Annotated in this window: 11 protein-coding genes; 5 read left to right on the top strand and 6 right to left on the bottom strand. The window is 35.0% G+C overall.

Going from position 1 to position 15,661, the window contains the following annotated elements; all coding sequences use genetic code 11:
* Nucleotides 1-5: 5 nt before the first annotated feature.
* Nucleotides 6-5,546 carry an alpha-2-macroglobulin family protein gene (locus tag D9R05_RS04125; protein ID WP_121665969.1) on the bottom strand — a complete coding sequence of 1,847 codons (5,541 nt, stop codon included), beginning with the start codon at nucleotides 5,544-5,546 and terminating at the stop codon, nucleotides 6-8.
* 123 nt (nucleotides 5,547-5,669) lie between these two features.
* Nucleotides 5,670-6,734, bottom strand: coding sequence for an isoaspartyl peptidase/L-asparaginase family protein (locus tag D9R05_RS04120; RefSeq protein WP_121665968.1), 1,065 nt, complete (start codon nucleotides 6,732-6,734; stop codon nucleotides 5,670-5,672).
* 203 nt (nucleotides 6,735-6,937) lie between these two features.
* Here D9R05_RS04120 and D9R05_RS04115 point away from each other — a divergent pair, with 203 nt between their 5' ends.
* The gene (locus D9R05_RS04115) at nucleotides 6,938-7,480 is read left to right on the top strand and encodes a 3-hydroxyanthranilate 3,4-dioxygenase (protein WP_121666211.1); all 543 of its coding nucleotides are present in this window, start codon (nucleotides 6,938-6,940) and stop codon (nucleotides 7,478-7,480) included.
* Between the two features lie 63 nt (nucleotides 7,481-7,543).
* The gene (gene amaB / locus D9R05_RS04110; protein WP_121665967.1) at nucleotides 7,544-9,097 is read left to right on the top strand and encodes an L-piperidine-6-carboxylate dehydrogenase; all 1,554 of its coding nucleotides are present in this window, start codon (nucleotides 7,544-7,546) and stop codon (nucleotides 9,095-9,097) included.
* 173 nt (nucleotides 9,098-9,270) lie between these two features.
* Here amaB and D9R05_RS04105 read toward each other — a convergent pair whose 3' ends face one another.
* From D9R05_RS04105 to D9R05_RS04090, 4 genes are read right to left on the bottom strand one after another with little or no spacing between them, the layout of a single operon-like run.
* Nucleotides 9,271-9,870 (bottom strand): autotransporter outer membrane beta-barrel domain-containing protein, encoded by a 600-nt coding sequence (locus D9R05_RS04105; protein WP_121666210.1) that lies wholly within the window; start codon nucleotides 9,868-9,870, stop codon nucleotides 9,271-9,273.
* A gap of 29 nt (nucleotides 9,871-9,899) precedes the next feature.
* A complete protein-coding gene (locus D9R05_RS04100; RefSeq protein ID WP_121665966.1) occupies nucleotides 9,900-10,625 on the bottom strand; it encodes a metallophosphoesterase in 726 nt (241 codons plus the stop codon).
* 60 nt (nucleotides 10,626-10,685) lie between these two features.
* Nucleotides 10,686-11,819, bottom strand: coding sequence for an ATP-binding protein (locus D9R05_RS04095; RefSeq protein ID WP_121665965.1), 1,134 nt, complete (start codon nucleotides 11,817-11,819; stop codon nucleotides 10,686-10,688).
* Nucleotides 11,820-11,822: 3 nt separating this feature from the next.
* A complete protein-coding gene (locus D9R05_RS04090; protein WP_121665964.1) occupies nucleotides 11,823-12,575 on the bottom strand; it encodes an SDR family NAD(P)-dependent oxidoreductase in 753 nt (250 codons plus the stop codon).
* Nucleotides 12,576-12,765: 190 nt separating this feature from the next.
* Here D9R05_RS04090 and D9R05_RS04085 point away from each other — a divergent pair, with 190 nt between their 5' ends.
* From D9R05_RS04085 to D9R05_RS04075, 3 genes are all read left to right on the top strand, one after another.
* The gene (locus tag D9R05_RS04085) at nucleotides 12,766-13,563 is read left to right on the top strand and encodes a DUF4382 domain-containing protein (protein ID WP_121665963.1); all 798 of its coding nucleotides are present in this window, start codon (nucleotides 12,766-12,768) and stop codon (nucleotides 13,561-13,563) included.
* Between the two features lie 141 nt (nucleotides 13,564-13,704).
* Nucleotides 13,705-14,709 carry an AAA family ATPase gene (locus D9R05_RS04080; RefSeq protein ID WP_121665962.1) on the top strand — a complete coding sequence of 335 codons (1,005 nt, stop codon included), beginning with the start codon at nucleotides 13,705-13,707 and terminating at the stop codon, nucleotides 14,707-14,709.
* A gap of 85 nt (nucleotides 14,710-14,794) precedes the next feature.
* A complete protein-coding gene (locus D9R05_RS04075) occupies nucleotides 14,795-15,661 on the top strand; it encodes a DUF58 domain-containing protein (RefSeq protein WP_121665961.1) in 867 nt (288 codons plus the stop codon).

Below are 15,661 nucleotides of genomic sequence, written 5' to 3'. Positions count from 1 at the left end.
TTTTTTTAATTTTTTACTTCAATCCATTGTCCTTTGTTTCTTGCAAAGTAACTTCTATCATACATTGCTTCAGCTTGTGTTCCGGGTAAATAATATTTCCCCAAATAAGAAGCATTTAATTTAACGGTAAACACTTTTGATTTTGAACGATCTAAGTCGAAATAAAAATTAACCCGATCGTCACGAATATCTTTATAAGTTGCATTCCCTTGTGCTCCGCCGGCAAAATCGGTAAAACTGGTATTTACAATTTCCCAGCCGCTTGGAAAAATTTGAGTTAAGGCGATGTCGTCAATATTATCCATCGAAGAATTTTTAACAGTTACTTTTGCGGTAATTTCTGTACCCTGACGTAATTTTTGAACATTAATTTTTTCGCCCGCAGCATCTAAAAACTCAGTGGTCACAGAAAGTTTACTTTCTTCTTTTAATTCTTCTCCTAAAGGTAGTTTTCCGCTTTGCGAAATAGTTGCATAAATAATATTGCTTTGAAGGTTTTCTATATCAATTGTATTTTCTCCTTCTTTAATTGATAAATCTCGTTGCGCAATACTTTTTTCAGTTGAAATTTCTTCATTTTTTCCATTGATAGTATAACTGACTTTTACCGATTTTCCGCCATTTTCTGCTGCCATTTTTGATAAAGAAAGTAAAGCGTAAGCCGTTTCTTGTGTACTGTACCAAGATTGAGAAGATAAACCTTTAGCTAAAGAAACTGCCAATTCTCGTTGCGAATTATCATCTAGTAAAATCATAGTTTCTAAGGCCATTGCTTTATTACGAAAAGGAGATCCGTAGGTATATTTATTTGCCTCATTTTTTTCGAAATAAATTGTTGCCGAAGCTACAATTTTTTGGGCAACACTTTTTTTACCGCTTAATGCGTAAGCCGCTGCCAAACGCCATTTTGCCGCATTATTCATTTCTCCGGATTCTCGTAACCTGTTCATTGCAGCTAATTCTGGTTGACCTGCAAGTGCCAAGGTGTATAAACGATAAGCTTGATTTAAACTCGCGTTATAAGTGGTATAAGAATTTCGCCACTGACGCGCTTTTTGTTGCTGAAAGCGTATCCAATTAGATAAAAATGAAACCGGTAAAGCATATCCTTTTTGTTTAGCTTCAAGCATAAAATGTCCGGCATAGCTTGTTCCCCAATCACTTTCTTGACGATTTCCGGGCCAGTAGGAGAGTCCGCCGGAAATTTGCTGAAAATCACTTAATTTTTCAATAGCATCTTTTATATTTTCTTCGATCTCCTTTTTCTGCCGAAAAGTGATATCAACTACATCGCTTAAAAAAAGTTGCGGTAAAGCTCCGGAAGTAGTTTGTTCTATACAACCGTGCGGATAACGAATTAAATATTCCATTCGTTTATCTACATTCATCGGTGGTAAGGTAGAAAACTCAATACTAGCGCTATTGGTTCCGTTAACGCCAAAGGTTGAAAAGCTTTGCGATTTAGCTAAATTCTCTTCTAAAGTTATTGAAGTTGATTTTTGTGAAATAGGATTCGGATTTTCAACGTCTATTTCAACCGCTGTTTTTGCTTTTTCTCCATTTCCACTTACATAAACCTGAATGTTTTGTGGTTGATTTTTAGCCTTGATTTTAAACTTAAAATTGACAATTTTTTCGCCCACAGCATCAAAAGAAATATTCTGTACACTTTCGCCAACGGGAATAAAAGCTTCATCAGCTTTTACTTCAACACGAACATTTTTCACGTGCTCTTCCATCGCAAAAACCGTAACCGGAAGCGTTACTTCTTCTCCCGGAGAAAGTTTTCTAGGAAGAGAACTTAAAACCATAAGCGGTTTTCTAACCGGAACCGTTTTTTCTGCATTTCCATAAGCCGCTTTTTCTTGATTGCTGGTAATTAGCATGGTTCTTACTGAACCAACATAATTTGGCATCCATAATTTATGTTTAGCGGTTTCTCCAGCTTTTAAATGAAAAGGACCGAGATAACTTACAACAGGCTGAAAGCGGTCTGCTTTTCTGTTTTTAGCTCCTGCGGCTAAATCGCCTCCGCCAATTTCATAAATCTGATCGACACTGCCGGAAAATGCGCCGATAACATCATCAAAAATATCAAACGTTTTTACGCCTAAAGCTTCTCGAGCGTAAAATGCTTTATGAATATCGGGTGTAGCAAAACGAGTTAAGTCTAATAATCCTTCATCGACTACCGCCAATGTGTAGGTCATAGATTTGTTGTTTTTTTCGCTCACCTGAACGCTGTAATGCTCTTCAGGTTTTAACACAGTTGGCATTTGTAATTCCGGATGCAAGTTAGTTTCCGGATTTTCTACCAGTATAGGAATCACGCCATATAAACGAATTGGTAAATCGTTCTTAGTTTGCGCGTGTGGCTGTAGTAAAGAAATGTGCGCGTAAATATTCGGAGCCATTTTTTCGGTTAATGGAATGCTGACTTTCGTAGTTCCTTTTTCAGTTTTAATCCATTGTGTTGATAAAACCTCTGAGCCGTTTTCTATGCTAACTAAAGCTCGTGCATTTTCAGAAGAAGAAAATGTTATAACGGCTTCTTCGCCAACTTTATACTCTTCTTTATCTGCAGAAAAAACCAACATTTTTGCTGTTTCAGAATTTTTATCGCCAGAATTTCGCCACCAATTTTTATAGAAATAGGTGATTTTCCCGGTTGCGTGACCCGATTTTTCATCGATAACGCGAATTAAAAATCGCCCGCCTTCTCTGTCAGGAATATTTACCGAAAAATTTGCTTTCCCATTGCTGTTGGTTGTTACTTCTAGTTCTTTAAACGTGCGGTGAACTTCTGTATTTTCATAACGCGATAAATTATCTTTTCCGCGATTCCACCACCAACGCCAATCAATTTTGTAAATAAAAACTTGAAGTTTTCTATTGGCAGCTGGTTTTTCATCATCGGTTAAACTAATTACATCAAATGAGATTTCTTTATCGGTATCATAAGATCCGTAACGTTTGGTTTCTGGCGTTTTTAATCCAACAAAATGTGAATAAGGCGCCAAGTTTTTTGAAAAAACATCCATAGAAAAATCACCGCCGCCTTCGTAAACTTTCGATAGAAAACTAGCCTGCAACATTCCCGGTGCTTTTTTGTTGAGTTCTATTTCTTTCTGAAAGTTGGTTTTCCCGTCTTCAGAAAGTTTTTTGTCGACTAATTTCATTTCAACTGTTTCAAAATCACGCACTGGATCGGTAAAATTGTAGTCCTTAAATTCCTGAAATGCAGAAGCGGCAGGCGTTAATTTAACATCAACTTCAGTTCTTAAGTTTCTAGCCGGTGCGCCGTGAAGCCATTTTGAAGTGATATTTCCTGAAATGGGCTGATTTGCTTTTAAAATTTCTTGATCAAAATCTAACTTAATTTTTAATCGGTTTGGTTTTACAGTAGCTACTTTTAGGTATTTTGTAAAGCGAGCTCCACCAATATTTACAGTAGCTGTCCAATTTCCGGTAGGATCATTTTTTTGAGTTGCAATAGGAAAATAATACATTCCGTTTTTTGCTCTCGCGGGATTTTTATGTTCGCTTAAAATTTCTTGTTGAACTAATTTTCCGCGGGCATCATTCACAGAAAGTTGAACAGGATGTTCCTGCGGAATAGGATTTGCTTTATCATTTAATACGAACGTAAGATGGATGCTGTCTCCTGGACGATGTACACCACGTTCTGTGTATAAAAATCCTTTTAAACCTTGCTGTAACTTTTTCCCGGAAACATCAAACTTACTAAGCGATAAAGCGTTTCCATCATCTAATTTTGCGTATGCGTAATTATCGCCTTTTTTGGCAATAGCAAAAGCCGCTTTTTCATCACTTTCTACTTTTAAAAATCCATTAATATTGGTGTTTTTAGAAGTGATCTTTTGTTGCTGAAAATTATACAGCGTGATTTTTGTACCGACTTCAGGTTCTGCGTTTAGCAAGTTTGTAGTTACAAAATGATAGGTTTTATTGCTGCTTTCTTTTACCAATAAACCTAAATCTGATCCTAACACATTTAGACGCACAAAACGATTTTCACGATAATAGGATAAACTACACGGATTGTCTTTTTCTTTCCAGTTATAAGGTGTCTGTCGCCAATTATATAACTCATTATCCCAATATTGTTCTTCGCGAAATTGCTCTTCAGGAAACGCCTTTTCGGCAGCAATAATTTCTTCCTCGTCAGTTGTTTCTGAACCGCAATTATAGGTGCTGTATGATTTTCTAAAACTGATTTCTACTTGGTAGATTGCACCGGGATCTGTTCTTATTAAATCAGATAAATTTAACGCATGTGCCTTCCAATTGCTTTGCTCAAAAGCGTTGGAAACTTCGAGCTTTATAGTTTTTTGAGCTGCTTTTCTTCCTACTTGACGTAAATTATACGAGTCGGTTCTTTTTAAATCTGCTTGTTGTAAAAATTGTAAAACATTGTTTTCAAAAATCTTGATTACGCGCACATCTACCGCCGCAAGATTTACCGTTTTAAAATAAATTGGCGTATTGGCAGAACTCGGTAAAATAGCTCCGCTAGAAATCATTTTCACGCTTGGTTTTAAAGCTTCAAAAGAAATGTATTCTGAAAATTCTTGCTTTAAGGCAAAACCTTGTGTGTTTTTTATGCCTTTAAAAACTTCAACTTTTAGTTTTCCCGTAATGCGTTCATTTGGGTAAACATTAAGCACATTTCCCTCAACTTCAAAACGTAAATTTTCTTGATCTTGAATATTTACTAAGCCTGAAAATTCTTGTTGTTCATCAATAGGATCAGAAAAATTAATGGCTACGGAAGATTGCTCGCCGGTGTTTGTTTTTACATCAATAACTTGAAAGCTATTTTGTCCGGGAATTAAAAATGTATTGCTGCCAACATTATCAGCTTTTATAGCTTTACCGTTCCACGAAACTAGAATTTCGCTGTCGTCTATATCTCGCTGAATGCTGTCTATTGTAAAAGAAAAATAACGTGAATTTTTATTTTCTTGGGTCCACTTGATGCTTAAATTTTCTTCATTTTGACTCGCTTCTAATAATTGTTTAGCTTCTGCAAGGCTAATTTCATCTGATGATTCTATAGTTCCGCGTACATATTGCCAGGATTTTGAGTATGATTGCAAGTTGCCAAGCTCTACTTTAAAATTTGGTTCAATTGTTTTAAAGCTAAACGTATATTCTTCAAATTCTTTTTCAACCGTTTTATATAAATCTTCTAAAGAAATGCTAACGGTATATTCTGTGTTGGGCTGAAGTTTTTTTGAAGGTTTAAATAATAGTGTTTTATTGTTTTCAACAAAAAGTTTGCCTTCAATTTCAGGAGAAATTTGAACGTATTTTTGTGGAATCTCTTGTGAGCTTTCAAACTGATTAAGCGGTTTTGCTAAATCTATTCGGATAGGTTCTGAAGCAGAGTGTCGCCCTTGTGTATGAAAAGAAATATATTCTCTAAACTGATAAAGATTATCGGTTTTTTTTGACGAAGAATTATCGCAAGCAATAAAACTGAAGCATAGAAAAATGCTTAGTAAGAAGTGAAAATGACGCATGAAAACTAAATTTTATGCTTCCTAAGTTACTAAGAAATTTAAGTTTCTGCCAATAAGATTTTTATTTAAATAATAGCTCTTAATTTTTGCTTCTTGGATTTAGTTGGATGTAGTTTTTCAGAATTAATTTTCTTTAAACATTTTGATCGATAAACTGTCGTTTACCAAACTTGCTCGAAACATACCGGCCGTGTTAAATTCTGTTGAAATATTTCCGTTTTTATCGATGGCAATAATTCCACCATTTCCGCCAAGTTCAGGCTGTTTTTTGTGAATAACTTCGTTGGTTGCTTCCGCTAATGATAAACCTTTATACTCCATTAAAGCCGAAATATCATAAGCAACTACACCGCGTAAATAATATTCTCCCCAACCTGTTCCTGAAACCGCACATGTCTTGTTATTGGCGTAAGTTCCGGCACCAATAATTGGAGAATCCCCAATTCTGCCAAATTTTTTATTCGCCATGCCACCAGTAGAAGTTCCGGCAGCAAGATTTCCATTTTTATCTAATGCTACGCAGCCAACGGTGCCAAATTTTTCACCATTTATATCACTATTGTAAAATGTAGCCTGTTTATTTTCTGCTTGTTTTTTTATACGCTTAATATTTTGGAGCTGTTTGTCGGTAATAAAATAAGAAGGTTCAACGATTTCTAGGTTTCTAGCTTTAGCAAAATTTTCGGCGCCTTTTCCGGAAAGCAACACGTGTTCTGAATTTTCCATAACTTCGAAAGCTAGGTTAATCGGATTTTTAATAATTGTTACGCCGGCTACAGCTCCGGCATTCAACGTTTTTCCGTCCATAATTGAAGCGTCTAATTCTGCTTTTTCTTCGTGATTTAAAACTGCTCCTTTTGCAGAATTAAACAAAGGCGAATCCTCCATAATATTAATACTCCGCTGAACTGCTTCTACAGCAGAGCCGCCATTTTCTAGAATTTTATTTCCGGTAAGAATAGCTTCTTTCAGTTTTGCCCGATAAGCATTTTCTAAAGAATCTGAAAGATTACTTTTTTTAATGAAACCAGCTCCGCCGTGAATTACAATTCCGAATTCAGCTTTTTTTTCTTGCTGTAGTGTTTCGGTATTATTTTTTTGCTTCGATTTTTTAGAGGAATTTTGTGAAGCATTTTCGCAGCCTAAACTGATGATAAAAATACTTAATAGAAGAATTATTTTTTTCATAACCCAGTGTTCAATTTGAATGTAAATGTTCTAAGATAATATTTTTTGCGCAAGGGATAGAAGTGGCATCCTTTTTTTGTTTTGTGTAAACGAAAAAAGATATAACGAATAGCCCGACCCTTGGGTTGCGCCCAAATAAAAACTAATAGTCGGGTTTAATTGAAATGCTTTTTTTAAATTTATTGTCTCTAAAATTTAAAATTATGTCCATAGCAAAACCTTTTAATTTAACAAAGTGGATTGAGGAAAACCGCGATACCTTAAAACCACCTGTAGGAAATAAAAATTTATATAAAGATGCGGGAGATTATATTGTTATGATTGTTGCTGGGCCCAATGCCAGAAAAGATTACCATTACAATGAGACCGAAGAATTATTTTATCAACTAGAAGGAAATATTGAAGTTCATATTCAAGAAGATGGTGAAAAGAAAACCATGAAATTAGGTGCGGGCGATATGTATTTGCATCCTGCAAAAGTGCCGCATTCTCCGGTAAGAAAAGAAGGTTCTATTGGGTTGGTCATTGAGCGAAAAAGAAAAGATTTACCGGGTAAAGACGGATTGCTTTGGTTTTGTGATAATTGCAACCATAAATTATATGAAGTTTATTTTCCGCTAGAAGATATTGAAAAAGATTTTTTAAAACATTTTAAAGAATTCTATAGCAGCAAAGAATTGCGCACTTGCGATAATTGCGGAACTGAAATGCCAGTTGACAAACGTTTTGTGGCAGATGAGGAATAATGCTTGATTTTTTCTACATTCGTAGCAAACTAATTATTAGTAAACTAAAACCACGAATTTACCATGAGTAACATTGCAAAGGAATTTGGAATAGACAAAGCCTTAAAAGATTTAGGCTTAACAGACATAAATAACGGAACTTCTACAGGAAAAGATTTTTTTAGTAATGGAGATGTAATCGAATCGTATTCTCCGGTAGACGGTTCTTTAATAGGAAAAGTAAAAGCTACCACAAAAGAAGATTACGAAAAAGTAATTACCACAGCTGATAAAGGATTCAAAGAATGGCGAACTTGGCCAGCTCCGCAACGCGGTGAGGTAGTTCGTCAATTTAATGATGAATTACGCCGCTTAAAAGAGCCTTTAGGAAAATTGGTTTCTTTTGAAATGGGAAAATCTTATCAAGAAGGGCTTGGTGAAGTTCAGGAAATGATAGATATCTGCGATTTTGCCGTAGGGCTATCTCGTCAATTGCATGGGTTAACCATGCATAGCGAACGTCCAGGACATAGAATGTATGAACAATACCATCCGCTTGGGGTTGTTGGAGTTATTTCAGCTTTTAACTTTCCAGTGGCGGTTTGGTCCTGGAATACGGCTTTAGCTTGGGTTTGCGGAGATGCTTGTATTTGGAAAGGATCTGAGAAAACACCATTAACTTCCGTTGCTTGTCAAAATATTGCAGCACGTGTTTTTGCAGAAAATAATGTTCCTGCAGGAATTTCCTCTTTAATTACAGGCGATTATAAAGTTGGTGAAATGATGACCAACGACGAGCGCGTGCCTTTAATTTCTGCAACAGGATCTATTAGAATGGGTAAAATTGTTGCGCAAGCTGTTGCTAAGCGTTTAGGAAAATCACTTTTAGAACTTGGCGGAAATAATGCGATTATAGTTACGCCAGACGCCAATATTAAGAACACGGTTATTGGTGCTGTTTTTGGAGCTGTAGGAACTTGCGGTCAGCGGTGTACTTCTACCAGAAGGCTAATTGTGCACGAAGATGTGTATGATAAAGTGAAATCTTCAGTGGTAGATGCCTATAAGCAATTACGCATCGGAAATCCATTAGATGAAAATAATCATGTTGGTCCGTTAATCGATAAAGATTCAGTTAAGAATTATCAAACTGCTCTTAAGAAAGTTGTAGAAGAAGGCGGAAATATTTTAGTTGAAGGCGGCGTTTTAGAAGGAGAAGGATATGAAAGTGGATGCTACGTAAAACCTGCAATTGCTGAAGCTGAAAATCATTATGACATTGTACAACACGAAACTTTTGGACCTGTATTGTATATTATGAAATACAGTGGTGATGTTCAAAATGCATTAGATTTGCAAAATGGTGTAAAACAAGGTTTATCTTCTGCAATTATGACGAATAACTTACGTGAAGCTGAGCGTTTCCTTTCTGTTGAAGGATCTGATTGCGGAATTGCAAACGTGAATATTGGTACTTCAGGTGCTGAGATTGGTGGAGCATTTGGTGGTGAAAAAGAAACCGGCGGTGGTCGCGAATCTGGGTCTGATGCTTGGAAAATCTATATGCGTAGACAAACCAATACCATAAATTATACGACAGAGCTTCCACTTGCTCAAGGAATCAAGTTTGATTTGTAAAAATTAAATTTTAAGTATAATGAAGACTGTCTAAAAAGATTAAAAAAATGTCATTCTGAATTTATTTCAGAATCTCATATTGCTGAAATTCAAATCAGAATGAGAACTTGAATCAAGTTCAGGTTGACAGAAAATAGACTTTTTAGACAGTTTCTTTTATTTTTTATGGAATTTTAAAATCGATAACCAACTGTTAATCCTGCATTAAATTCAATTGCGGTAAAACGATCTTTAACTTCGTCACTAAAATTTCTAGCAACAGTTGCATAAGGTCCAATTACAAATTTGTTATTAAAGTTCCATTTGTAGCCTATCCCAATTCCTAGCATAAACGCATTCATATCGGTTTCAACTTTTGCATTGTTTTCTTCTTCTTCAAAATCACCAAAACGGTATTTTAAAAAAGGATTGGCGTAAATTCCGGAACCTGCAGTTTCATTTCCAAAATAATAGTTGTAGCCCAACTTTAAACTGTTGGTATTAAATTTTCTTGATCCTGATTCTGTATGATAATTTATACGGTCGTTAATTAAAAATTCTACCGCTACAGATTGATGAAAATCAAAAAAGCGTTCGTAACCAACTTCCACAGATGCGATAGCTATCGTGTTGGCAATGTTAAGCTTAACTTCGTTTTTAGGAAAATCAGTGTCGTTAATTGTAGTGCTTACAACTTCCGTTTTTGTAGTTGTTGATTCTTCGGTTGTAGTTTGTGCAAAATTTTGTTGAGCAAAAATCAGGCTCAAAAAAGTTGCAAATAGCGTTTTTTTCATCATCATTATTTTTTGGTTAAAAGTAATCATTAATTTCTTCCTGCTTCTTCAGGGTATAATTTATATACCGGATCGCTTTGAAAAATTTCTTTTGTGTCAACGTTAATCATAGATAACGGTCCTTCAAAAGCTGCACCCGTATCCACATTCCAAATATTTGCGGCATTTACAGGTTTAGTTTTACTTATTCTGGTGGTTGGCGTATGACCTATATAAATTTCATCGAATAATTTTAAACGCTTTGGGAAAAAAAGGTCATCTTTTTTTAGATTCTTATCGAGTGATAGCGCTGTTTCCCAAAGAGTTCTGTCCCAGTAAAATGTATAATCATCGTATTCATGTTCCGGACCATGCATATTTGCAAATCCGGCGTGTAAAAAAAGTCGGTTTTCTTGATCAGCAAAATAATTTACCATTTCACGATAAAAATGAAGATGCTTTTCAATTTCTTCTGAAGATAACTTTCGGTAAGCATCAATACTCGATTGGCCACCGTGTTGCAACCATTTTTCATTCATTTCTTCGGTCTCGAGCCAATGTTGCACTAAATCGTCGTGATTGCCTCTAATAAAAATGCAGGTGTTTTTTTGTGCTAATTCAATTAAATAGGAAACGACGTTTGCAGAATCGCTCCATCCGTCTACATAATCCCCTAAAAAGATAAGCGTGTCTTTTGAAGTTATTTCAGCTTTGCTTAAAACCTGCTTTAACGCTTTTAAACCGCCGTGAATATCTCCTATTGCAAATGTTCTCATAGTATCCGAAAATAAGGAAAAAATAAAAACAAGCCCTTTTTTTGGTAAAACTTTAATACGCTAACTGTATCTAACTTTTCTTAGTATACGCATACTTTCTTTATAGCGGGCATAAATTTTTGGATAGGGTTTTAAATGAATTTTTGCATTTTCTAGAATTTCAATCGCTTCAGAAAAGCCATTTAAATGACACAATAAATATGTGGCGGGAAGTTTTAAAAAATCTTTTTCTTGAATGTGACTTAGACTTTCTCCTCGTTTTATCTTTTTAAGAATGGTGTTGTTGTTGTTGAAAATATGATAGAGCGTTTGTTTAGGGAATTCTGGTGGTTGAAAAACCATCTCACTTTCAATTTCATAACTCATATTGTTCTTAAATTTGAAGGTAACCTCTTCTAGCGGGTAGTATTTGTAGCTTTCATATAAACCTAGGTGAACATACTCTATTATTTTGAAGCTATCGTCATCATAACTAATGCTAATTTCATCTAAATCTGAATAGAATAGTTTTACTTGCTCGTTTATCAGCTCAATATTTACACGAGATAAATAGGTGTTTTCTTTAGTTTTTTGGGTTTTACCTGCCCAACAAACCACAAAATATTCTTTAAAAACTTTATATGTAGGGTGAAAGTCTTTGCTTTTATTCATAAAATCAAACACACCGTCTAAGGTATATTTAATGGTGTTTTGCGAGTGATTTTCAATGGCTTTAACAATTTCAGAATTTATGTCTTTCAATTCAATATCAAATGCTTTTGGCATGCTAATGCTTCCGTCTCTAAAGAAAACCATGCCGCCGTAATATTTCCAGATATTTTTTTTGAGCGAACAAATTTTCCCTTCATTTGGGCGAATGCTTACTAAACCAACTACTTTTCCGTTGGGTAAATGCGGAAATAAAACATTTTCATACGTTACCAACGGTGGGTTTGTTAAGTAGGCATTGATTAAATTTTGAATTTTACTGTCATCAAAAAAATCGACACCTACAACGCTGTTGTCTTCATCTTCTACGCCAATTACAATGTAACTATTGTTTTTTGGATTACTGTTGGAAAGCGCACAAATGTGTTTTAGAAATTTTGCTTTGCCTTCTTTTTCGCCCATATTAATTTTTCGCTTTTTATCATAAAAACTGTTCTCATCATTATGAGCCAGTAAATTTTTTATGAGCAAGCGTTTATTAATCATAGTTTAATTTTTGTCGACTAAAGTAGAAGAAGCTTGTGCTGTGCACATCACCATTAAATCGGCTATGTTTACATGATAAGGTCTGCTGATAACGAACCATATAATATCGGCAATATCTTCAGCTTGTAAAGCTTTGTAACCTTGATAAACTTTATTAGCCTTTTCTTGATCGCCTTTAAAGCGAACATCACTAAATTCGGTTTCAACCAAGCCCGGGTTTATAGCACCAACTTTTACGCCGGTTCCGTTTAAATCCATTCGCATTCCTTGATTTATTGCATCTACCGCATGTTTGCTCGCGCAATACACATTTCCCTTTGGGTAAACTTCTTTTCCTGCGGTAGAGCCAATATTTATTACGTGTCCATTTCCGCGAGAAACCATTTCCGGTAGAATAGCTTTGCTCATATAAAGTAAACCTTTTACATTAATGTCTAACATGGCATCCCAATCATCAGTATTTCCTTCTTGAATTAAATCGAGTCCGTGCGCGTTTCCTGCGTTATTGATTAACACGTCAATGTGTTGAAATTTTTCGGGTAAACTTTTTATCGCATTTTTTATGTCTGCTTGATTTCTAACATCAAAATTGAGGGTGTAAATTTCTGTAAACGATGAAAGTTGATTTTTTAAGGATTCTAAACGTTGTGTTCTTCTTCCGCATAAAATCAGATTAAACCCTTCTTTAGAGAGTCGTATAGCTGTTGCTTTTCCTATTCCGCTAGTGGCTCCTGTTATGAGTACGTTTTTTTCCATAATTTTTTTTCAGATATAAAGCTACTAAATTTTATAAGGAGAAAAAGCCCTAATTGTTGACTTAATTATTTTTTTAAAAGTGCTATTTTCATGTTAAGTCTATGTTAAGCGAAAGGTTAAATAGCGTTAATCATCTTTTAACAGTTGTTATTACTTTCTAAAATTGTTTCAAATAAAAAATTGAAAAATCATGAAACGATTTAATTTGAAGTATTTAGTAGCATTAATAGTTAGCGTGAGTTTGTTAGGAGCCTGCAGCGATGATGATTCAAACTCTTCTTCTGGTGAAGGAAATGCGAAAATGAGTTTACGGATGGTAGATAATCCGGGAGATTATAAAGAGGTAAACGTAGATATAGAGAGAATTGTTATTAAATATACCGGTGAAGAAAATGAAGTTGAAATAAATAACGTAAATGCTGGGGTTTATGATTTGCTAGAATTAACAGGAGGAGCGAGTGTTATGTTAACGGAAGAAGAAGAAATTCCTGCAGGAATTATTTCTCAAATCAGATTAATTTTAGGGGAGGATAATACTATTGTTGTAGATGGTGAAACTTCAAATTTAGATACGCCAAGCGCACAACAGTCGGGATTAAAACTTCAATTAAATCAAACATTAGAATCTGATGTTACTTACGAATATTTATTAGATTTTGATGTAGAAAAATCAATTGTAGCAAAAGGAAACGGAGGTTATTCATTAAAACCGGTAATAAGAATTGAAGCCCTTGCAGAAACAGGTTTTATAAGCGGTACTATCTTACCAATAACAACACCAACACTAATTACCGCTACAAATGGAGAAAATGAAATTTCGACCTATAGTAATCTTAATGGTAATTTTGAACTTAGTGGAGTTCCAGCAGGAACATATACAATTACTTTAGAGCCAGAAGTTGGGTTAGGGTTTGAAATTGAAACAATTACAGATGTTGAAGTAGAAAATGGAGAAACCACAACTTTAGGAGAAATAAATTTTGAGTAATTTTAATTGACTCATAAGCAAACAAGGCGGTATATTTACCGCCTTGTTTAGTTTTAACCTATTGTTAACAGCTATTCAATGAATATTTTTACAATTTGCACCGTTAGTAAAATAGCTACTGGATAAAATGTTATATTAATTATGGAAGAGTCAACAACCTCGGTAGATATCGCAGGATTAAACGAAAAAATAGAAAAAGAAAGTGCTTTTGTAGATTTACTTACCAACGAAATGAACAAAGTCATTGTTGGGCAAAAACACATGATAGAACGATTGTTGATTGGACTTTTAGGACAAGGGCATATTTTATTAGAAGGTGTTCCTGGACTAGCAAAAACCTTAGCGATTAATACGCTTTCCAAAGCCGTTCATGGATCCTTCAGTAGAATTCAGTTTACACCAGATTTGCTTCCCGCCGACGTTATTGGTACGATGATTTATAATATGAAATTGAATGATTTCAGTATAAAAAAAGGACCAATTTTTGCCAACTTTGTTTTGGCAGATGAGATTAACCGCGCGCCGGCAAAAGTGCAATCGGCTTTATTAGAAGCCATGCAAGAAAAGCAAGTTACCATTGGTGAAGAAACCTTTATTCTTGATAAGCCATTTTTGGTAATGGCAACGCAAAACCCGGTTGAGCAAGAAGGAACGTACCCATTACCCGAAGCACAAGTTGACCGTTTTATGCTAAAAACAGTTATCGATTATCCACAAATGGCAGATGAGCAATTGGTTATGCGTGCCAACTTAAAAGGGAGTTTTGAGAAAATAAATCCGGTAGTTTCTATAGAGCAAATCTTAAGAGCACAAAGTGCCGTTCGCGACGTTTATATGGATGAAAAAATAGAAAAATATATCCTCGATATTATTTTTGCTACACGTTATCCAGAAAAATATAAATTAGAAAGTTTAAAACCTTTAATTTCTTTTGGAGCCTCACCTCGTGGTAGTATCAATTTAGCAACTGCCGCAAAATGTTATGCGTTTATAAAACGCAGAGGTTACGTTATTCCTGAAGATGTTAGAGCAGTGGTGCTCGATGTACTTCGCCATAGAATAGGAATTACCTATGAAGCTGAAGCAGAAAATGTAACTTCAGAAGATATTATTGGTAAAATTGTAAATGAAATTGAAGTGCCATAACAGCAATTAACGTCTGTAGTGGCAGTAAACAGTCTAATGCTTGAACAGCTCTGCTAATGTTTTTTTGAAAACTGTTTGCAAATAAATGGATACAAAGGAGTTACTCAAAAAAGTTCGGAAAATTGAAATCAAAACCCGTCGCTTAAGCAATCATGTTTTTGGCGGCGAGTATCATTCTACCTTTAAAGGTCGCGGTATGACCTTTAGCGAAGTGCGTCAATACCAATTTGGAGATGATGTAAGAAGTATAGATTGGAATGTCACCGCTCGTTATAATGAGCCTTTTGTAAAAGTTTTTGAAGAAGAACGCGAATTAACCATGATGCTCGTGGTTGATATTTCAGGCTCAGAATTTTTTGGAACTAAGGAAAATTTCAAAAAAGATATTGTGACTGAAATTGCTGCGACTTTGGCGTTTTCAGCTACCCAGAATAACGATAAAATTGGCTTACTTTTATTTTCAGATGAAATAGAATTATTTATTCCACCCAAAAAAGGACGTTCTCACGTTCTAAGAATTATCAGAGAATTGTTAGAGTTTCAACCACAACGCAAGAAAACTGATTTAACGGCTGCGCTAAAATTCTTACAAAATATGATGAAGAAAAAAGCAATTGTTTTTATTCTCTCAGATTTTATGACTGATAATTATGAAAAAACTTTAAAAATCTTAGGAAATAAACACGATGTTACCGGAATTCGCGTTTATGATGAACGCGAAAAAGAGATGCCAAACGTAGGAATGGTGCCTATGAAAGATGAAGAAACCGGCGAAGTAATGCTGGTAAATACTGGAGCAAAGAGCGTTAGAAAAAATTATGAGGCTTATTTTCGCTCACGAGAAGGTTATTTCAACAATGTGTTTAAACTCAGTGGTGCCGGGGCAATAAATATGCAAGTAGGTGAAAGTTATGTCAAAAAGTTATTAGGATATTTTAAACGGAGAGGTTAA

The organism is Mesonia aquimarina, from assembly GCF_003667275.1.
GTDB lineage: Bacteria > Bacteroidota > Bacteroidia > Flavobacteriales > Flavobacteriaceae > Mesonia > Mesonia aquimarina.
Note: the sequence above shows the minus strand (reverse complement) of the source record. Positions and strands in the feature narration are given on the sequence as shown.

Coding starts and splice junctions, on each gene's coding strand:
- D9R05_RS04125 (WP_121665969.1), bottom strand. CDS start 5,546: ATGCGTCATTTTCACTTCTTACTAAGCATTTTTCTATGCTTCAGTTTT.
- D9R05_RS04120 (WP_121665968.1), bottom strand. CDS start 6,734: ATGAAAAAAATAATTCTTCTATTAAGTATTTTTATCATCAGTTTAGGC.
- D9R05_RS04115 (WP_121666211.1), top strand. CDS start 6,938: ATGTCCATAGCAAAACCTTTTAATTTAACAAAGTGGATTGAGGAAAAC.
- amaB (WP_121665967.1), top strand. CDS start 7,544: ATGAGTAACATTGCAAAGGAATTTGGAATAGACAAAGCCTTAAAAGAT.
- D9R05_RS04105 (WP_121666210.1), bottom strand. CDS start 9,870: ATGAAAAAAACGCTATTTGCAACTTTTTTGAGCCTGATTTTTGCTCAA.
- D9R05_RS04100 (WP_121665966.1), bottom strand. CDS start 10,625: ATGAGAACATTTGCAATAGGAGATATTCACGGCGGTTTAAAAGCGTTA.
- D9R05_RS04095 (WP_121665965.1), bottom strand. CDS start 11,819: ATGATTAATAAACGCTTGCTCATAAAAAATTTACTGGCTCATAATGAT.
- D9R05_RS04090 (WP_121665964.1), bottom strand. CDS start 12,575: ATGGAAAAAAACGTACTCATAACAGGAGCCACTAGCGGAATAGGAAAA.
- D9R05_RS04085 (WP_121665963.1), top strand. CDS start 12,766: ATGAAACGATTTAATTTGAAGTATTTAGTAGCATTAATAGTTAGCGTG.
- D9R05_RS04080 (WP_121665962.1), top strand. CDS start 13,705: ATGGAAGAGTCAACAACCTCGGTAGATATCGCAGGATTAAACGAAAAA.
- D9R05_RS04075 (WP_121665961.1), top strand. CDS start 14,795: ATGGATACAAAGGAGTTACTCAAAAAAGTTCGGAAAATTGAAATCAAA.